Annotated in this window: 11 protein-coding genes; all 11 read left to right on the forward strand. The window is 54.1% G+C overall.

All coding sequences use genetic code 11. The features are described 5' to 3' along the window. Positions 1 to 226 precede the first annotated feature (226 nt). The 11 genes from GCU45_RS25470 to GCU45_RS25515 all read left to right on the forward strand — a co-directional run bounded on the left by GCU45_RS25470 (position 227) and on the right by GCU45_RS25515 (position 20,346). Positions 227 to 1,138 (forward strand): ABC transporter permease, encoded by a 912-nt coding sequence (locus tag GCU45_RS25470; protein ID WP_152401437.1) that lies wholly within the window; start codon positions 227 to 229, stop codon positions 1,136 to 1,138. Positions 1,139 to 1,208: 70 nt separating this feature from the next. Further along, entirely contained in the window at positions 1,209 to 2,093 is an 885-nt protein-coding gene (locus tag GCU45_RS25475) for a carbohydrate ABC transporter permease (RefSeq protein WP_425281306.1), read from the forward strand. 64 nt (positions 2,094 to 2,157) lie between these two features. Then, positions 2,158 to 3,726, forward strand: a complete 1,569-nt coding sequence (locus GCU45_RS25480) for an extracellular solute-binding protein (RefSeq protein WP_152401439.1) — start codon at positions 2,158 to 2,160, stop codon at positions 3,724 to 3,726. Between the two features lie 87 nt (positions 3,727 to 3,813). Further along, positions 3,814 to 5,913: a beta-galactosidase gene (locus GCU45_RS25485; RefSeq protein ID WP_244364667.1), complete on the forward strand. Its 2,100-nt coding sequence runs from the start codon at positions 3,814 to 3,816 to the stop codon at positions 5,911 to 5,913. Then, positions 5,910 to 6,899 (forward strand): DUF4432 family protein, encoded by a 990-nt coding sequence (locus GCU45_RS25490; RefSeq protein ID WP_152401444.1) that lies wholly within the window; start codon positions 5,910 to 5,912, stop codon positions 6,897 to 6,899. Before GCU45_RS25485 ends, GCU45_RS25490 begins: the two co-directional genes overlap by 4 nt. 369 nt (positions 6,900 to 7,268) lie before the next feature. Further along, the gene (locus GCU45_RS25495; protein WP_244364253.1) at positions 7,269 to 10,628 is read left to right on the forward strand and encodes a fibronectin type III domain-containing protein; all 3,360 of its coding nucleotides are present in this window, start codon (positions 7,269 to 7,271) and stop codon (positions 10,626 to 10,628) included. A 346-nt stretch (positions 10,629 to 10,974) separates the two neighbouring features. Beyond that, the gene (locus GCU45_RS33900) at positions 10,975 to 11,124 is read left to right on the forward strand and encodes a hypothetical protein (protein ID WP_167527222.1); all 150 of its coding nucleotides are present in this window, start codon (positions 10,975 to 10,977) and stop codon (positions 11,122 to 11,124) included. A gap of 158 nt (positions 11,125 to 11,282) precedes the next feature. Continuing rightward, on the forward strand, positions 11,283 to 16,712 hold the full coding sequence (locus GCU45_RS25500) for a sugar-binding protein (protein ID WP_152401447.1): 5,430 nt from the start codon (positions 11,283 to 11,285) through the stop codon (positions 16,710 to 16,712). Positions 16,713 to 17,139: 427 nt separating this feature from the next. Then, on the forward strand, positions 17,140 to 17,985 hold the full coding sequence (locus tag GCU45_RS25505; protein ID WP_244364255.1) for a class I fructose-bisphosphate aldolase: 846 nt from the start codon (positions 17,140 to 17,142) through the stop codon (positions 17,983 to 17,985). Further along, complete coding sequence (locus tag GCU45_RS25510; protein WP_152401449.1) at positions 17,985 to 19,142, forward strand: Gfo/Idh/MocA family protein; 1,158 nt, start codon at positions 17,985 to 17,987, stop codon at positions 19,140 to 19,142. Before GCU45_RS25505 ends, GCU45_RS25510 begins: the two co-directional genes overlap by 1 nt. A 1-nt stretch (position 19,143) precedes the next feature. Continuing rightward, complete coding sequence (locus GCU45_RS25515) at positions 19,144 to 20,346, forward strand: carbohydrate kinase family protein (protein ID WP_152401451.1); 1,203 nt, start codon at positions 19,144 to 19,146, stop codon at positions 20,344 to 20,346. Positions 20,347 to 20,353: the final 7 nt, after the last annotated feature.

Here is a 20,353-nt window from a genome sequence, read left to right on the forward strand (position 1 = left end):
CACTTGAAGCCTTCCTGTTCGAAGAGCCCCCTATATTCGCCTCCACTGCGGCTTTTCTTCACCCTATTTCCTTCACGAGAACCGAATTCCAGTTTGAGAACCTTGATTTCATGCGGTTTTCTAGCCCTTTTTCCAAGATGAGAACTATACAGACCGAGCGCGGCGCACGTAATGTTGGACGCAGAGCAAGTTAATTGCCGACTGCAAGAAAGGAGACGAAAAACGGGTGGGATTCATTAGAGAGATCGTTAGAAACCGCTATTTGTACGTATTGGCATTGCCCGGGTTATTGTTCTTGATCGTGTTCGCCTATGTGCCCATGGCCGGACATTTGATCGCGTTTAAGCAGTACCGGCTTGCCGACGGCATCTGGGGAAGCAAGTGGATTGGCTTCGACAACTTCAAGTTTTTCTTCATGGGTAGCGATTGGTATAAGGTGACGTTCAACACCATTTTTCTTAACGGGTTGTTTATCGTCTGTGGCCTCGGAATCGCGCTTCTGCTCGCTATTTTCCTAAGCGAGATTCAGAATGCGCTCTATAAGAAAATAGCTCAATCGCTCATTTTTATGCCTTACTTCATTTCCTGGCTTGTCGTTAGCATGATGGTGTTTGCGTTCCTAAACATGACCGACGGCATCCTGAACCGGACGCTTGCTGCGAACGGGTTGGATCCGAAGAACTGGTATCTAATGCCGAGCATTTGGCCAGCCGTGCTCACCATTGTTTATGTGTGGAAGTTCGCGGGGTACTACTCGATCATCTTCCTCGCTGCGATCGCAGGCATCTCGGGCGAGTATTACGAGAGCGCACGTATCGACGGAGCAACACGGTTCCAACAGATCATCCACATTACGCTTCCGTTAATCCGCAACGTTGTCATCGTGCTTGCGTTGCTCGGGGTTGGGCGGATTTTCTACGGAGATTTCGGAATGATCTATGGCATCGTCGGCGATACCGCGCCGCTCTACCCGACGACGGACGTGATCGATACCTACTCTTACCGCGCACTGAGACAGCTTGGCGACTTCGGAAAATCATCAGCCGTTATCATGTACCAATCTGTGATGGGACTCGTAACCATCATTATTTTCAATGCGCTCGCCAAACGAATCGACAATGATGCCAGCCTATTCTGATTCCGACAACAAGGAGGTAAAAAGCGTGGAAAACGCTATTCAACAAGTCCGTTCCAAAAAAGCGGCCAAAATCAAAAACGACCGAACGTTCTCGGAGAGGTTGTTCGTTATTTTTATCTATGCGTTCAGTGGATTGTTTGCCCTAATATGCTTCCTTCCGTTCTGGCTCGTGTTCATTAATTCTTTCGCGGCCGAATCTGCCATCAAGAAATACGGCTATCAACTCATTCCGCACGACTTCACTTTGTATTCTTATGAATTCGTTATGAAAGGCAAGCAGGTAGCTAGCAGCTACGGTGTCTCCATGATGGTGACCATCGTGGGCACGGTGCTAGCTTTGCTAATTACGGCGATGTACGCCTATGTGCTGGCCCATCCAAGAGTTAAGTACCGCAATATTCTAAGCTTCTTGACCTACTTCACGATGATTTTCGGTGCAGGCCTGGTCGGATTCTATATTCTGATTGCGAACTGGCTCCATCTCAAGGATACGATGTGGGCTCTCATCCTTCCTTATCTGTTGAACCCATTCTTCGCCTTCATCATGGTATCGTTCTACCGGACGCTCCCTTATGAGATCAACGAAGCTGCCACGGTAGACGGAGCAAACGAGCTTCGAACCTTTTTCCAAATTATTTTGCCAATTTCGAAGCCCGTTCTTGCCACGGTCGCTCTTTTCTACGCGCTGCAATATTGGAACGACTTCTTCCTGGCGCTCATGTTCATTGATGATTATAAGCTGCATCCATTGCAGATGATGATCCGTCAGCTGATCTCCAACATAAATATCAGCGCCTACGTTGGCGGTAGCCAAACGACTTATACCCAACCGTTGCCTACTTATGGAGCTCAGCTCGCGACGGTATGTTTGACCATCGGCCCGATTTTCCTCTTGTATCCATTCGTTCAGCGGTTCTTTGTCAAAGGAATTACGATCGGCGCCCTCAAGGGTTAGTCTTGACACGGGGACATAAAGTCCGGTTAAGGATAGAGACGTATTATATAGGAGGTCATTAAACATGATTTTTAGAAAAGGATTAACGGTAATTGCGGCAACCGTGCTTCTTCTGGTAACGGCGGCATGCGGCTCGAATTCGAACGACGCCGGTAACACAGCCAGTTCGAACAAATCTGCCAACGAGGCGATATCGGGGACATCGTCCTCTCAGCTGGACCCAATCACGCTTAAAATAGTCGTACCGGGAGACCGCCCGGCGGATATGGACACGGTCATTAAGGAAGCCGAGAGCCGGATGGCAGATACGATCAACGTCAAGCTTAACCTTGTGTTCATTCCATGGTCGGACTTGGCTCAGAAGACACAAGTTATGCTCGCTTCTGGTGAAGACGTCGATCTTATCTTCGACGCACCGTGGCTGCACTTGGATCAGATGATCAGCGCCGGTTACTATGAACCGTTGGAAGACCTGATGGACAAGTACGGCCAAGACGCGGTGAAGGTCCGTTCCGATCAGATGTTCGACGCCAACAAGTTCCAAGGTCACATCTACGCGCTGCCCCTCGGCAACACCCATCTCGCAGGCAGAACGTATCTTGTGCGCAAGGATCTTCGCGAGAAATACGGGCTTCCGCCGATCCAGTCTTATGATGATCTGATCAAGTTCGCGTATAAAGTCAAAGAGAATGAGAAGGATATCGTGCCGCTGCTCGCGTACGGGCAATCCGGCCAGAAGGACGTCTCCTGGGGAGCGTTCCGCTCCTTCATGGAATACGATCCGCAGCTGCTGCGCTCGGATGCACTCGGCCAGAGCCTCGTGCTCTACTATAAGAACAACGACAGCAAGGTTTACAACCTGTTCGACGAGATGGAACCTCGCGTTTGGTCGTGGATCAAAGACGCCCGCAAGTTATACACGGATGGCCTAATCCATCCAGACGTTCTGGCAATCAAAGACGTGGACTCTGTCATCAATTCCGGCAAGGTTGCTGTAGCCACGTACAATGAATTTGGCGTACCTTCTTCGATTAGCGCTGCCCTTGCACAGAATGCTCCGGGCGCTGAACTGGAAGCGGTCACGTTTATCAAGATGGAGAAGGGCAAGAACATTACAAACTTCAAGCAAGCAAATTTCCAGGCGATTCCGAAGGTCAGCAAGCACAAGGAACGGGCGATGATGTTCCTTAACTGGGCAGCAGACAAGGACAACTACGATTTGCTCGCTTACGGCATCGAAGGTAACAACTATGAGAAGATCGGCGACGACCAATACAAGCAGATCGGTTCGGGCTACAGCTACTTCCCTTATGCATGGATTTGGAATCCTACAACGGACCGTCTCAACGGGGGCTTCGACGAGGAGTCGATCAAGCACTACCAGTTTAATAAAGAAGCTTCCAACCTGACCCCGAGCATCTTGACGGGCTTCTCTTTCGATCCGACGCCGGTCATTAACGAAATCTCGCTGTATAATGCTACCGAAGACAAATACTACAATTCGTTGTTTAATGGCGTAACCGACCCCGATGCAACTTGGACGAAGTTTAAGAAAGAAGCCGAAGGCAACGCCAAAAAAATTCAGGTCGAGCTGCAGAAACAAATCGACTCTTTTCTGGCAAGTAAGAAGTAAGAGAGGAATACTTAGTTAGACCGCGGGTATCCGGCAGCTGAGAGGCGCTGGGTACCCGTCCTTGACAGGAGGGAATACGATTTGGATATGAAAAGGGTTCAGCCAGTTATCAGGTTCGGCGGAGATTATAATCCCGAGCAGTGGCCTGAGGAGATGCTGGAGCGGGACGTTGCTTTCATGAAAGAAACGGGGGTTAACGCAGTTACATTAAACGTGTTCGGCTGGGCGGCGGTTCAGCCGGAACGGAATAGATACGATTTTCGCCGATTGGATACCGTATTTGATCGGTTGGAGCAGAGCGGGATCGGAATCGTCCTGGCGACGCCGACGGCCGCGCCCCCGGCTTGGCTGTTCCATGAACATCCGACGATGCTGAAGGTTGGGGAGAACGGTCAGAGGGCCGTACATTGGAGTCGGCAGGCATATTGTCCGAATCACCCGGTCTATCTGGCGGAAATCCGTAAGCTTGCGGCCGTGCTAGCCCAACGATACGGAAAGCGCAAAGCACTGCTCCTGTGGCACATCAATAACGAATACATCGTTCATTGCTATTGTGATCATTGTGCCGAGGCGTTCCGGGAATGGCTCAAGCGCAAGTATGGTACGGTGGAACGGTTGAACGAGGCATGGCAACTCAGCCAGTGGAGCCTGACGCGTACTTCCTGGGAGCAGGTTTCGCCGCCTATTGGCGGAATGTCGCACACAAGCCACAGTTTGGATTATCAGCGGTTTTTGTCGGATTCCAACCTGCGAGGTTTTCTGGCTGAGAAAGATGAGATCGTTCAGCGTTCGCCAGGTATTCCCGTCACAACTAACTTTTACTCCCTCGACTTCCGGGGACAGATCCATCCACAATGGGCGCCTCATTTGGACGTCATAGCGTGGGATTCTTATCCTCCTCATCGGGATCACGCGGTTTGGTCGGCATTCCAGCACGATTATTTTCGCGGCTTGAAGCACCGGCCGTTCCTCCTCATCGAGCAAGCGACCGGCAGCGTCAACTGGAAGGAGTACAATCCCGCCAAGCGACCGGGCATGATGCGTCTCCAAAGCTACCAGGCAATAGCGCGAGGGGCGGAGGCAGTGATGTTCTTCCAGTTCCGGCAAAGCCGGGGGGGCGTGGAGAAGTTCCACAGCTCCCTGGTCAGCCACGGCTCAGAAACGGAAAACCGAATTTTTCGGGAGGTCCGTGATTTAGGTGGAGAATTGGCAGGGCTGGAAGTGCTCGCATCGGCGGGCATTGGAGAAGCGCGGGTCGCAGTGCTGTTCGATGTAACAATTAGTTGGCTTGCTGATTGGAATCGCGGGAGCCGTGACGTCTCATATCGAGATGCGGTAACGGCTTTCTATCGGCCGTTCTACGAGGCGAACATTCCCGTGGACGTCGTTCACCCGACGGACGATCTAAGCAGATATGAGATCGTTGTCGCTCCGATGCTGTACATGTTCGAGGAGGGCGTACCGGAGCAGCTTCGCGCTTTCGTTAAGCGTGGAGGCAAACTGGTCATGAGCTACATGAGCGGCATGGTTAACGGCAACGACGTTGTAGAGTACGGAGGGTTCCTGCGGCCGATCGACGACGTGTTCGGAATCATTGTGGAGGAGTGGGATGCTTTCGAACCGGACATGGCCAATCGAATTACATGGAAGAAGGGAGTGGCGGCAAGGGTAATCGAAAAGAACTTTTCGTCGGGAGCTGGCGTGACCGATTCGCTCCTGACGAGTGACTCCATGTGCCCGAGCTATGAAGTCCAAAAATGGGCGGAAGTTGTTCATCTGCAAGGAGCTGAGTCCCTAGCAACTTTCGAGGAAGACTACCATGCCGAGCAACCGGCTGTCACGCGCCATAAGTATGGCAAGGGAGAAGCATATTATGTAGCAACTCACCCCGAGGATGCTTTCTTACGCGAGCTGTTCGGATGGATCTGTCAGCAGTACGGCTTGGAATCGCTTGGCGGCCGGGACGTTCCGGCTGGGGTGGAGATTACGTCTCGAGAAGGAGAAGAAGGCACGTATTTGTTCGTCTTGAATCACAATTCGGAGACGGTGGAATTCCATCTTGAGGAAGCCGTCGGCGGATGGGACCTGATGAACGGACGGCCAGTAAACGGCGGACTGATTACTATAGATGGATACGGCGTTGCCGTCGTAAGGCAGGAGTCTAGGAAGGAGTCGGTTGATCCGTGAGTTTCTTGGACATTTGTGAGCTTTCGGTCGAGGGCATACCGGCTGTGCGGCTCGAGAACGAGTGGCTGATTGTCGTCGTTCTGGTCGGTAAAGGAGCGGATGTGTGGGAACTTATATATAAGCCGCTAGGCATTGACTTGCTCATGAAGACGAAGAGCGGACTAGAGCCTCTACATGGAAGAGACTTGCGATCGAAGCCGCTCACTCATTACGCGAAGCCTTATCCTGGTGGATGGCAGGAACTATTGCCGAATCGAGCACTGTTCGGCGGCCGCGAAATCGGACACGATCGTGAAGGCGAATCCGCTTGCGTTCCGTGGGAGTTCGAGCTTCGTCGGAACGTGGCGGGTGAGATTGCGGTGCGATGCAGGGTAGCGCTGACGGAATCCCCGTTGATAGTCGTGAAGGAATTCCGGCTGCGTGCGGGAAAGCCGGAGCTGTTCGTTGAGGAGGAAGTCGAAGGAGTGGGGGGATGGCCCGTCCAGTTTATCTGGACGCAACACCCGGCTTTTGGCGAGCCGCTGGTTGATGGGTCCGCGAGAATCTCGCTTCCACCAGGGAGTCGGGTGTTTCAAGCGCTTTGGTATGATGCAGCACCGGATTCAAGGGCGCTGTTGTCCTCGTTCGAGGAAGAGGTTGGGAAGATAACGCTGGATAACGGTAGAATTAAAGATCTGCGCGAAGCAGAACAGAGGAGGATGGATGGGGATAACTGCTTCGTTTCTTTATTCGGCTTCGAGGAAGCAGAAGTGGGTATCGATAATCCCCGGCTCGGAATCCGACTGAGGTTGATGTGGGATAAGGAGACTTGGCCGCATCTGCGCTACTGGTCAAGCAACAACGAGGAGATGTATACCGTTGCGCTGGAGCCATCCAACTCTCGCTTTTCCGACATTCACGACAGTCTGAAGCATGGCGAGGCTCTCACACTTCACCCGGGAGAGAAATGCTCAGCCTGGATGCGTCTTCGAGTTGAACGGCTATAGTCCTGCCTATTGTTCTGCCTCTAACTCCCGATTTGACTAAGGGCGAGAGACGAATCGCCTAGCTAGCCCCAGAAGCTCATTTATCCGTCTGCTATGAAAAGAAATCAGTAGCTCTAATAGCAAATTCGCGCTTAAGTCATAGAGGACCGTATCTAGCTGCGGTCTTTCTTACGACACATTTTGTAAACGCTTACGAATTAAATGGGGTTCGGATCATAACCGGAATACTCTCGCGATCGGACGGGCGGTGGACTAATCCGAAAGGAGGTGATGTAGCGCCAAGATGACATGTTGGAAAGGAATGTCCTGATAAGTGAGGGAGAGTAATGAAAGGGCATGAAATCAACAGAATATGGGGGAGGAATTGCAATGAGGGGCAAAAAAATCGCAAGTAGTCTGCTGGCGTTGACGCTAGCGTGGGGCGGGTTCCCTGCGCTGAGCGGCAGCGTATCGGCCGATAATCCTGCGCCGATGGTCAATCTGCTGGCGGCGGACATGGACGTGCATTTCGACGGGGGAACGAGTTCGTTCGTCTTATCCAATGCTTCGTCTGGTGGGACGCAGCAGATCGTGCAGAAGAACGGCAACAACGCGTTGGAGTTCCGAGATGCTTCGCTCGGCACGAACGTGTCCAGTTATTTCTATCAGAGGTTCAGCAGCGGGACGTTAAAGGATCGCATCAACCAGGTGTACAACCAACCAGTTGGAAGCCAGCCGGTGGACTTCATTCTGGAATACAAGCTGGAGCGCACTGCTATGAGCGACAAGCCGGTCGCCAAGGACATTTACGCGCAAATCCAATTCGGTAACTTCGACAACGTCAACGTGCCCCGGTTCCCAGTGGCTGCGACAACGATAACGGGAACTGCCGCCTACACGAGCACGGAAGGCATACTCAAAACGGTGAACGACGTCGACATCTCGGGCTACCGTTTCACCGTTGTGCCGAATGGCGGCCAGCGCACGATCTCGAACCTGGAGATCGGTTTCTCCGTCCGTGTCGATACCGGGGGATCTGACGAGGCTTACGTCATAGACGACCTGGCTGTGTACGAAGTGGGCAGCGTACAGGATACGGTGCCGCCGACGGCGCCCAGCAGCCTTACAGTGACGGGTCAGACGGATACGAGTGTCAATCTTTCGTGGACGGCATCGACGGACAACCAAGGTGTGACAGGCTATGACGTTTATCGAGACGGTACCTTGGCTTTATCCGTCAGCGGTTCTGTATACGGTGCACAAGTCACGGGACTGACGCCGGCAACGTCATATAGCTTTACTGTTAAAGCAAGGGACAGCTCCGGAAACGCCTCCCAGGCCAGCAACGTGGTGACAGCGAAGACGAACGACTCTCCTGGCAGCTTGCCGACTCCGTTCGGAGACCAGGATATCGGCACCGTAGGCATCGCGGGAAGCGCGGTTTACGACGCGAATTCCGGTTCATTTACGGTATCAGGTTCCGGCGCAGACATCTGGGGAACGGCGGATGCGTTCCACTTGGTGTACCGCCCTTGGACCGGTTATGGACAGATCGTCGCGCGAACGGCAAGCGTGACGAATACGGCCGAATGGACGAAAGCCGGCGTCATGATCCGCGCGAACCTCAGTCCGCAATCTCCGTACGCGTTCGTGGCATCGACTCCTTCCCACGGCACGATTTTCCAAGATAGATTGCTTCCCGGCGGGGTTTCCACGCAGACGAACGGCACGACGGCGGCGGCGCCGTATTGGCTTAAGCTGGTGCGCGACGAGCGCGGGATCAGCGCCTATGATTCTTATGACGGCAACAACTGGACGCTGATTAAGAGGGAGACCATCAACCTGCCGGAGACGATCTACATCGGGTTGGCCGTTACGAGCCATGCGAACAGCCGCCTCGCGACCGCCGTGTTCGATCAGGTGACCGTATCGGAGGCACCGCCGATTGAGAGCACGTATGCGCCATTCCCAGGTACGATCGAGAGCCGCAAGCAATGGCTGTGGGTCAAAGCAAAGACCATGCAGGAGGAGAGCGGACCGCTTAACATCACGCAATATGTCGCCCAAATCCTTGATGGACAGAACGTGGCGAACAACCTACAGAAGCTGGACGCAATGTATCAGACCTACGATTATGAACAGTACAAAACAATGGCCAAGATGTACGCCTATCTCATGGTCGGCGATCAATTCAGCAGTGCGATGATGGAGCATGTTCGGGCCTACTTCGCTTCGTACGCTTATGCTGAGCTGGCTCAGACGGAGAATTTGCGAATGAGCAATTACGCGACCGGCTATCTGGTTGGGCAGTATTTTCCCGATCTGGTCGATCTGAACGGCAATTCCGGTACGACGCTAAAGAGTATCAACAAGGCGAATGTGATAGCTATGATCGAAGCGGGCGTGCATAAGGGGTGGGCGGAATACGAGAGTCCGGAATACACATTTATGACCTATTTTTGCCTAAATGCGATCTATCAGTATTCGGACGAAGCCGACCTCCGGCAAAAAGCAAAGATGGCGATGGACGTCATGTGGTTCGAGTGGGCGAACGACTGGATCGACGGCTACCCCATCTCCTCGGAGAGCCGAGCGAAGGGTGATTCCGTGTCCGCGGTTGACCCTTCGTGGCGGGGAGCCGAGCATACCGCGTTATCTTGGGCCTACTTCGGTGCGCACCGCGCCCAGCAGGCGGTAGGCGAGTCGGACAATTCGGCACCATCTCTCTACCGTCCGAACCTCGAATATCTCGGTTTGGTGCTCTACAGAGGAATGAGCTACGAGCCGCCTGAGTTAGCGATCCGAATCGGACAGAACACATCCAAGGAGTACCAGTCCCGCAAGACGACGATGCAGAACTCGAGCGGACGCGGAATGAAAATCTACCGCCAAGCCTTCGTGAAGCCGATGTGGGGACTTGCGACCGAGATTCAATACGAACGCGTCGACAACTGGATCGAGGACCTGCCCGTCGTGCTGCGCTGGCACTCCGATGCGGCGAATCCGCTGTTCCGGTTGTCCACGGACCAAGGTACAGCTCCGATCGGCAACTATGACCAGCCTTCGAGCCATCGGATCATGCAGGACGGCGAAGCGGCCGTAGGGGTGTTTAAGCTTGAGAACAGCCCAACGACGAACTACATCAACGCCTTATTCCCGGATACAGGATCGATGATCGCCAAGGAGGAGCAAGGCGGTTGGACGTTCGTCAACGCCGGGCCGATGTACTTCGCTTTCCAATTTGTGAAGCCGGCGGCCTGGTACTACCAGACGAACACCGACCCTTCCAACAAGGTGAAAACGACGGCTCAACTGCACCCGACGGCAATGCTGCTTTACAACTACAACATTCTCCGAAGTCAAGCGGACAAAAACGGCTGGGTGCTTCAGACGGCTGATGCTTCTGAATACGCGGATTTCGCAGCGTTCAAGAGTGCCGTTCTGACGAACGCATCGGTTGACGCGAGCCATCTCGACGAGACGAATCCTCGCCTGATCTATCACGCTCTGAACGGGGATACGATGGATATCACTTTTGACGCAGCTTCGGCGACATATAACAATACACACAAAATCAACGGTACACCGATTGTTTACTCGTCGTTTAAGGTGTTCGATACGCCGTGGTTGAAGCAGGACCAGAACAGCCACATATTCACTGTGACTGAAGATGGAGAGCAGCTCGTCTACGACTTCGCCAATTGGATGGTTACTTCCCTGGATCCGAGCGCGGGAACGGATAGCTTCTAGACTCCAATCTCGTGCCTACGCATGAGATCGAGAAGGTGACTGTAGCGGACGGGTACGTATACAACCTCGAAGTCTGGAGTCGTGACGGTCGCCTTTCCCAATGAAGTTCCGCTCGCTCCTGTTGCGGGTAATACTGCCAATGGGCAGAGGAGGGGGAGGGCAATGAGTCTCTTTGGGATTTGGACTTTTCCCCGGTATTATCGTCCTTTGCCCCGGTTTTCGGCTCGGCTGGATTTCGATACCCTTAGTTATGTAATCGCTTTCAGGTTGATCGGCATCCGGTAAACAAGGAATCGCCAGGAGTTCCGTTGATTTCGGGAAAGCGAGTCTTCTAAAAAAGAGAGGTTTGGAGGAGGGGCGATTCGCCTCCAACGATCTGGACTCCCCAACCAAGATCGCCAAGCAGACCGAACTGAACATGTTGAGAGATTCGGTGTTCACGCAGATCATAATGGGCGGTGATTTCAACAAGTTCGACGACTTCATCAAGAAGTAGAGACCTCAAGGCGGCGAACAAATCCTGAGTGAGCTTGAAGCTTCGATCCAGAAAAAAGCAGGCAGGTAATCAATAGAACGACAGCAACCTCTCTGGCGATCCGGTTATTCCGGAACGTCAGAGAGGTGCTTGTTGTTCATTCAAGGAGGGAATTCAGAATGAGCAGCCCTTTTCGGTTTGTTGCCCTACTTTTGATTGCGGCTCTATTAGTACAAGGCTGGCCAGGACTTCCTGGCATTAAGGTGTCCGCGGCCTCCGCGGAAGAGGCGGCTCTGCTGTTCTCGGACGACTTCGACGGCGGGTTGACGCGATGGGATCTGTTTGGCAGCGCGGCATGGCAGATTCAAGGCTCAGGAGCCGCGGCGAAGCTGGCGGGGATGACGACATCGACATCCCCGCAACGTGCGGTCGTCAAAGCCTCCTCGTTGCCGTATAGTTCCACCGATTACGCAATGGCCTTCGATGCCCAAGGTGATCGCTTCCGTGTCATGTTCCGCTACTCGTCGGGAACGAGCTATTACTTTTTAGAATTCAAGACCGGGCATTGGGTCGAGCTTTGGAAGTATCCCAATTCTTCGGCAAGTTCGCAGGTTGGCAGCTCCGTCGATATCGCGGCTGTTCTGCCGGGATTCGATCTGGCGGACCGCCACGACTATCGGCTGAACATTCGCGGGTCGCAATTCACCCTCTCCATAGACGGGAAGACCATCTCGACGTTCTCCGACTCTTCACTCGTCTCGGGCGGCGTTGGCTTCGCTCTCCGAAGTGTTGGATCGACTGTCAGCCTAAGCGTCGATCGGGTAGAGGTGCTTCCGGCCGATGAGCCGGCTGGCGGCGATCTCTCGATCGTACATACGCCTGTTTCGGGCGTCCCTTACTTCGCCGACCTGCCGATCTCCTTCTCGCTCACGGGCGCCACTCCCGAATCGACCGCCGCGATCCACTACGGCTACGGGGATGAAGAGGCGGACCGGGAGTTGGCGGCAACGCCGGGGGGAGCCGGCGTCTTCTTGGGAACGGTTCCCGGAACGAACCGGGCGACGTCCATCCGTTATTACTTGACGGCGGAGGATGGCGCGGGCGGAATAGCCCGTTATCCGGTAACCGGCGAGTTGGTCGTACCGATCGCGGCGATGCCTGCGTATGCGAACAACTTCGAAGGCGAAACGGCGAACGCCGCTCCGGCTGGCTGGACGACAGGCGGAAGCGCCAAAATCATACAACTTGAAGACGGCAACAAAGTGTTTAATCTCAACGGTTCGGGGAGCGCCAAGCTGAACCTGCCGGAATACCGCAACGCGGACAACTTCATTGTCAAGTTCAAAGCGAAGTACGAGCGCACGAGTACCGCGGCGCAAAATACATGGCGCCTTCGCTATCGCGCGGCGGATGACGCGAACAACAACGTGATGGAGTGGGCAACGCACAATTCGAAGTATTTTCTGATGCGGAAGACGACGCTCGGAGGCAACTATCCGATCGCGAACTATGTGCAGTCGCTGCTCGGGGGCTGGCACGAGTACGAGCTTCGCATTAGCGGCATCACTCACAAGCTTCTGATCGACGGAGTCGAGATCGCCAGCGGCGAAGATTCCGACCCGCTGGCGCCGGTCAAGGGCTACTTCCAATGGAACGTCGTCGGGGGCATTAATCTGATGATCGACGATTTCTCTATCGAGCCTCTGCCGCTGCCTTACGTTATCGATCTGCAGCCGGCGGGAGATTATTCGGGCATCTACCTGACGGGCGAGAATCCGGGTTTGGATCTGGCGATCGATGCCGGAGCGGCGGCGCACGAGCTTCAGATCGACTATGAGGTCAGCCGCGCCGATGGTGATCTCCGGGCGGTCGTTTCTGGGACGAAGTCATACGATCTCGATGCCTACGAGAAGCTGAACGATACGCTGTCATTCGGGCCGGGTTTAAGCTCGATCGGCACCTATGAGGTGAAGTCGAACTTTACGCTTGACGGGAAGTCGATGCCGGCTCTAGCCAAGCAGATGCGAGTGGCGATCATCGGTCAAGCAGGAACGGAGGGCGCCCCCCTCGATCTCGATAACGAGAGTAAGTTTGGGCTGAACACGCATTACGCGCTTAATTGGCGGGACGACATTATCGACGGAGCACGCAAGCTTGGAGCCAAGCACCATCGCTCCGGCATCTCCTGGGCGGACGTCGACAAGAACGTGAAGGACGCTTCAGGCAACGCGGTTTACGATTACGCCGGGACCGACTTGTTCCTGAATAAGCTGTTCGATTACGGCTTCAACCAGATCACCGTGCTCGGCATCGATCAGAACGCATATTATCAGAGCGGGATTACGAATACCTCGACCGCGCTTCGGGCGATGGGGGATTTCGTCTACCGTACAGTGGATCGCTACAAGGGACAGATAAGACAGTGGGAGATGCCGAACGAGCCGGAGATTTTCGCCCAGCCGTATATCCCCGAGGAGTTCGTCCAATTGCAGAAGATCGCCTACCTGAATATGAAAAAAGCCGATCCCGATGCAATGCTGCTCGCAGGAGACCATACGTCGAGCGTGCTTAGCGTGCTGCCGAAGGAGCTGGCGCTCGGCTCCTACGACTTCGCCGATGCGTATTCGTTCCATCCGTACGTGTACAACTCGATGCCTGACGACAACTTGCCCAACCTGATTGACGGCGTCAAGGATAAAGTTAACGCGTACGGCGGCTGGAAGGACTATTATCTGACGGAAGGCGGATGGCCGACGGCGAAGGCCGGCTACCCGTCGGTAACCGAGGAGACGCAGCGGGATTACATCGTGCGGGCTTTCCTGACTTACCTGACGCTCGATCAGGTGAAGGCTTACGAGTATTACGATTACAAGAACGACGGAACGGATGACCGCTACTACGACATCTTCTGGGGCATCACGGACAACGACGGGCGGCCGAAGCTGGCGTACGCGGCGGTGAATCAGCTTATGACCTCCCTGGAGCGGGCGAGGTACCTCGGCACTTGGGATGCGGGAGATCCGAACGTGTCCGTCCAGTTGTTCTTGGAGGATGGGGAACCGGTTCTGGCTGCCTGGAGGAAAACCGACCACAAGGACGATCCCGACGTTCGGCCGCCAACAAGCGTTCTAACGCTTCCCATCGCAGCCGCGGGAATGACGGCGAAGGACATTAACGGCGTGTCGATCCCGCTCCCGACTTCTGGAAACGTGTCGTTAACGATCAGCGGCTCGCCCGTCTACTTGACGGGGTTGCCGGAAAAATTCGTCTATGAGGCCGCATCGCAGCTACTCGCATCCAAGCAAGCCGAAGCAGCCGGCAAGCTGGAGGCGCTGCGGACGGGGGCGAACGGCAACATCGTGGATGGCGACCTCGCGGCACTTACCTCGTTGGCGGCGGCATTCGAGCCGGGGATTAGCGGCGGCGGACTGTCCGATGCGGCTCTAGAGTCCGCGGTAGGCGAGATTTACGAGTTGATGGCCCAAGGAGCCGGGCAGATCGGGGACGGTTCGGTCGCGGTGGCTGCGGGATACGTCGCTTTGGAAGCGCTGTACAATCTGGCAGAGAACGCATCTGTCGCTTTGGCGTATGCCAAAGCGGAGTCGGGAGCCGCAACGGCGAACTCTCTTGACTACGAGCCGGCTACGACGGCTGCGACCTCAGCATTTGAGAATCGCAAAGGAACCGACAACGTTATGCCTGTCTCCGCTTCAGCGGTGCTGCGGATGAACCGGTACGGCAGGCTGGCGGAAGCGACGCGTGCAAGGGGCGATTACGCGGACAGCTACGCGTACAACCTGCTGGCGCGGGAGTTCGCGGCAGCAACTGAAGCGATAGTCGCCTCCGAGAAGCCGAAGTTCGTCGGCGTCGGCTCCAATCTCGTGCCTACGCAGGCGAGCGGAGAGGCGGGGTCCCCGAACTCCTTCACGATTTCCTTGTTCAACGATACCGACGTTGCCAGGGAAGTGACGGTGCAGACGCAACTGCCGGACGGTTGGGACGCTTCCCAGACCGAGCCTCAATCGATCGCGATGACAGTCCCCGCTTGGGGAACGGAGGATGCCGTCCTTACGGTGATCGTTCCGGAAGACGCGGTCAACGGAAGGGTTGATATCGGCTTCGACCTGCTGGCGGACGGCGCTGTCTTCGAGACGAAGAAAGCCCAGTTGACCGTGGAGGACGGCATCGGCGTGCGGCTTGCTCCCGTCACGAAGACGATTGATGAGCTTGAGACGGTTACGGTGAAGCTGACGGGCACCTCGTCGGCCGCGAAGTCAGGCGGCGTGACGGTCGTCGGACCGGATGGTGTTCCGCTCGCCCCGGTTGCGGGCAATACGTTCAGTGGGTTGAAGAAGGGCGACGTCTTAAGCCTTGATTTTGTCTGGACGGACCACGAGCGCAGGCCGTACAACGAGTACCTGGTCGACGTGAAGGTCGAAGATGCCGCCAGCGGAAAGACGCTCTTCCGCGATGGGGCGATGCCGCTTGACTTCATTCTGATTCAGAAGGCAACGGGTGTGACGATCGACGGCGACTTGATCGATTGGCAGGACGCGTATCCCATCCACCTGCGATATAAGACGCAGAATGCGAGCGGCTACCACGATCCGGACAATCTCGAAGCGGCGGCTTACGCGAAGTGGGAGGACGACGGCCTTCTGCTGGCGCTCTCCGTCGGTGACAACATCCATAAGCAGTCGGAGAACGCGGCGAACTTATGGAAGAACGATTCCGTGCAGATCAGCCTCGACCCTCTGAATAATCGCGAAGCGCCTTATGGGCCGGACGACGTCGAATGGGGCTTCGGGCTGACGGACACGGGCACCTTGCTGACGAATATCTTCAGCTCTTCGCTTCCTAATCCGAACGGCGACATCAGCGGCAAGACGCCTTTCGCTGCCGTCCGGGACGAAAAGGCGAAACGGACATTCTACGAACTCAAGATTCCGTCCACTTATGTCGGTCATTTGCAGCCATCCATTGGCGGTCATATCGGCCTGAACGTGGCGGTGAACGACGCGGACCTGCAGAACGGACGCGACGACTTCATTCAATGGACGAAGGGAACGGCCGATTCGAAGAATACGTCGCTGTACGATTCGTTCGTCTTTATCAACGACGTGCCTCCCGCGGCGCCGGACGAAACGGCTCCTTCCCTGCGCATCGTCGCGCCAGAGAGCGTGACTTTGCTGGAGGCGGCGACTTTGGCCGTGGAAGCCGAGGATGCCGAAAGCGGTGTCGATAGCGCTCTGCTTCGATTGGATGGCACGGAGGTCGCGAGTCCGCATGAGGTTTCTCCTTTATCGTTAATGCCGGGTGAGCACCGCCTCGAAGCGGAAGCGGCCGACCGCGCAGGGAACCGCTCAAGCACGTCGGCGACGCTGACTGTGGCGTTCGGCTGGGAGGACCTGCCTGCATTGTTGAAGTATGCATACGAGCAAGGGTGGATTGACGGACATGGCATTCTGCAAAGCTTACTCGCGAAGGTGAACGGGGAGGAACCGAACATCAGGCCTTTGCTTCAGGAGATTCAGGCACTAAGCGGCAAAAAGCTGAATGAGGAATTCGCTTCTAAGTTGAAAGAGCTTCTGAGTTTATTACAGCCATAAAAAACGCCATGCGGCCGGCGGGCTGAGCAGGATAGGGTGCCGCTTTTCTGCTGACGAATCCTCCGGTGGAAAATTTGCTCGAAACGCAGCATCCTGCTCCCTATGAGGCTATTGTCGGTTATTTTACGCTGAAGACGAGTACTTCGTAGAAGACCCTCCCCAATACTATGAATAAATGCAGAAGCCCTTTCACCGTAAATTTCGGCCGAAAGGGCTTCTGCATGACAAATAATCATGACGGGAGATCTTAAGCGAAATCTGCCAGATCATCCTATGATGAACGTCTCGTCAGATGGTTGCATTTATCAAAGGGAGGAAAAATTCGCAGAGATATATAGACAGATGTGAGAGTTTACTTTAAAATTGTGTTTGAAAATAACATTTTAGTGTTATAAATAAACAATTCCTTGGTGGGAGTGATGATTCAGTGGTGTCGACAAAAGCTAGATTGAATCGTATGTTTAGTGAGCAAGGAAAATGCTTCGATGTTGCAATCGATCATGGCTTTTTTAATGAATGTTCTTTTTTATCAGGCATTGAGAATATGAAGCAAGCCGTTGAGACAATTGTAAAAGCTGGACCGGACTGCGTTCAATTAAGTGCAGGTCAAGCAAAGCTGCTTCAAGATATTCCCGGCAAACATAAGCCAGGGCTCGTTCTAAGAACGGATGTGGCCAATATTTATGGAGGCTCCCTTCCGCGGTTTCTGTTCAGCGAGTTGATTGACCGAGCAATCGAACAAGCGGTGGTTCTGGATGCCGTCGCGGTATGTGTCAATTTGCTGCTATTACCGAATCAACCGGAACTGCATCATCAGTGCGTGCGTAATATTGCACAGCTTAAAACAGAATGTGAGAAATACGGGATGCCACTAATGGTCGAGCCGTTGGTCATGCAGCCGAATGAAGTGAAAGGCGCATACATGGTGGATGGCGATCTTAATAAAATCATGCCTTTAGTCCGCCAGGCAGTGGAGCTTGGTGCAGACGTCATAAAGGCGGACCCGTGCGATGATGTGAGGGAATACCACCGGGTAATTGAGATTGCTTCTGGGGTTCCGGTACTGGTTCGAGGCGGGGGCCGCGCCAGTGATGAAGAAATTATGTACCGCACCGTAGAATTGATGAAGCAAGGTGCTTCTGGGATCGTATACGGTCGCAATGTCATCCAACACCCGAATCCAGCCGCTATGACTTCTGCATTAATGGCGATTGTCCATGAGGGAGCGGGAGCCGAACAGGCACTTGCGATTTTGAAAGGGGACCAGGCTTAATGGAGAAAAAGATCATTCGTTTCGGCGTTATTGGTTGCGGTCTTATGGGCAAGGAATTCGCTAGCGCAGCAGCAAGATGGTGTCATCTCGTGGATGTGGATTTCGAGCCGCGAATCGTGGCAGTTTGTGACGCTAATCCGGCTGCAACTCAATGGTTCAGGCATCAAGTTCCGAGCGTAGAGCATGTGTATACAGACTATCGGGAATTGCTGGCGGATTCGTCGCTTGAAGCAGTTTACTGCGCAGTACCGCACAATCTTCATGAGCAAATCTATATCGATATCATTAAGGCTGGCAAACACCTGTTAGGCGAAAAGCCGTTCGGAATCGACCGCCATGCGAACGCCGCCATCCAAAAGGCGCTTAATGACAATCCGGACGTTATAGTACGCTGCTCGTCGGAGTTCCCTTTCTTCCCCGGGGCGCAGCAAGTTGTCGAATGGGTAAATGAGGGGAAATTCGGACGCATTATTGAAGTCGAAGCGGGTTTCTGGCATTCCAGCGACTTGGATCCGACGAAACCCATTAATTGGAAAAGAAGAATCTCCAGTAACGGCGAGTATGGCTGCATGGGCGATTTGGGTATGCATGTTCTTCATCTTCCCCTACGATTCGGGTGGAAGCCTTCGAACGTTCGAGCGTTATTGTCCAAGATCATACCTGAACGGCCGGATGGCAAAGGCGGAGCTGCACCTTGCGAGACGTGGGACAATGCGCTACTTGCATGTGAAGTGAAGACGGACAGCCAGCAGTTTCCGATGCTCCTTTCTACAAAACGTATTGCACCGGGGCATGCAAACACCTGGTTTATTCGTATCCAGGGCACGGCGTTTTCAGCTGAGTTTACGACCAAAAATCCCAAGCAAGTTGCATCCCTCCCTTATGAGCCGGGAGAACAGCAGGCCTGGCATATCGTCGATGCGCCTTACAAATCCGCTTACTCCACCATTACGGGCGGAATATTCGAATTTGGTTTCTCTGATTCGATTCTGCAGATGTGGGCCGCTTTCTGTGATGAGTTGGCTCACCGGGGCGATATGCGGCAGCCTTTCTACTGTGCCACACCTGAAGAGGCGGAAGGAAGCCATCGCATCTTTACAGCTGCGCTCGAGTCGGAGCGCACTGGTGAAACAGTAATGTTAGATTGGGGGGGTTAAGGTGAAGAAAGTTTCGGCTGATTTTGTAGTAGCCGGACATATTTGCTTGGATGTCATCCCCGAGATTTCGGGTCTTGCGAATGGGCTTGGCGATCTGCTTGTACCTGGGAGGCTGACGGCCATCGGTCCTGCATTGATGTCTACAGGCGGAGCGGTCTCCAATACCGGACTGGCTCTTCACCGGCTTGGGTTTGCGGTTCAATTGATGGGGAAAGTAGGGGATGACCTTTTTGGAAAGGCGATATTGGATGGGCTTTCGGAATATAGTAGCGCTCTGACGGAAGGGATGATCCTTACTCCAGGAGAAATAAGTTCGTATACTGTCGTAATAAGCCCTCCAGGTGTAGACCGAGTATTCCTTCACGCAACGGGAGCGAACGATACATTTTGCGCGGAAGATATACAAACGGATCTGTTGGAGGGAACCAAGTTGTTTCATTTCGGCTATCCTCCGCTGATGCGTCAAATGTTCGAGAACAACGGGAAGGAGCTTGTTAGACTTCTATCAAAGATCAAGGCCCTCGGAGCAACGGTGTCGCTTGATACCGCCATGCCTGACCCGGCATCGCCTGCTGGTCGAGCCGATTGGCGTAAGATTCTCACTGACGTGCTCCCTTTTGTGGATATATTTCTGCCTAGCTATGAAGAAATTTTGTTCATGCTTCATCCTGAGATCTATCAAAAAATGGTGCGGGAATACGCAGGGAAAGATCTTTTATCCTGTGCAGACGGTTCGATGTTGTCATCGATGGCAGAAGAACTGTTGGGGATGGGTGCTGCCGTAGTCGGTTTTAAGCTGGGCGAATATGGTCTCTACATCCGTACTTCCAACGACACTGAACGGCTTTCCGCGATGGGAGCATGTGCGCCTTCGTGTACGGATAATTGGATGAATCGCGAGCTTCTCGTTCCCTGCTTTCAGGTCGAGGCTGTCGGAACAACAGGTGCGGGGGATTGTACAATCGCAGGGTTTCTGGTTGGAGTGATGAACAGGCTTACCATCGAAAATACGATGCTGGGAGCCGTCGGTGTCGGAGCATGCAATGTGGAGCGAGCAGATGCGGTAAGCGGCATGCGGTCCTGGAAGGATGTTCTGAGCAGAATTCATGAGGGTTGGCCACAGAGCGGCCAAATGATCCCGCTTGATGATTGGCGTATTTTAGATTTACAGGGGCTGCGACTTTATGAACAGAATCATGAATGAAGGGGGT

It is taken from the genome of Paenibacillus cellulositrophicus, from assembly GCF_009363095.1.
GTDB classification, from domain to species: domain Bacteria; phylum Bacillota; class Bacilli; order Paenibacillales; family Paenibacillaceae; genus Paenibacillus_AQ; species Paenibacillus_AQ favisporus.

Coding starts and splice junctions, on each gene's coding strand:
- GCU45_RS25495 (WP_244364253.1), top strand. CDS start 7,269: ATGAGGGGCAAAAAAATCGCAAGTAGTCTGCTGGCGTTGACGCTAGCG.
- GCU45_RS25510 (WP_152401449.1), top strand. CDS start 17,985: ATGGAGAAAAAGATCATTCGTTTCGGCGTTATTGGTTGCGGTCTTATG.
- GCU45_RS25485 (WP_244364667.1), top strand. CDS start 3,814: ATGAAAAGGGTTCAGCCAGTTATCAGGTTCGGCGGAGATTATAATCCC.
- GCU45_RS25500 (WP_152401447.1), top strand. CDS start 11,283: ATGAGCAGCCCTTTTCGGTTTGTTGCCCTACTTTTGATTGCGGCTCTA.
- GCU45_RS25480 (WP_152401439.1), top strand. CDS start 2,158: ATGATTTTTAGAAAAGGATTAACGGTAATTGCGGCAACCGTGCTTCTT.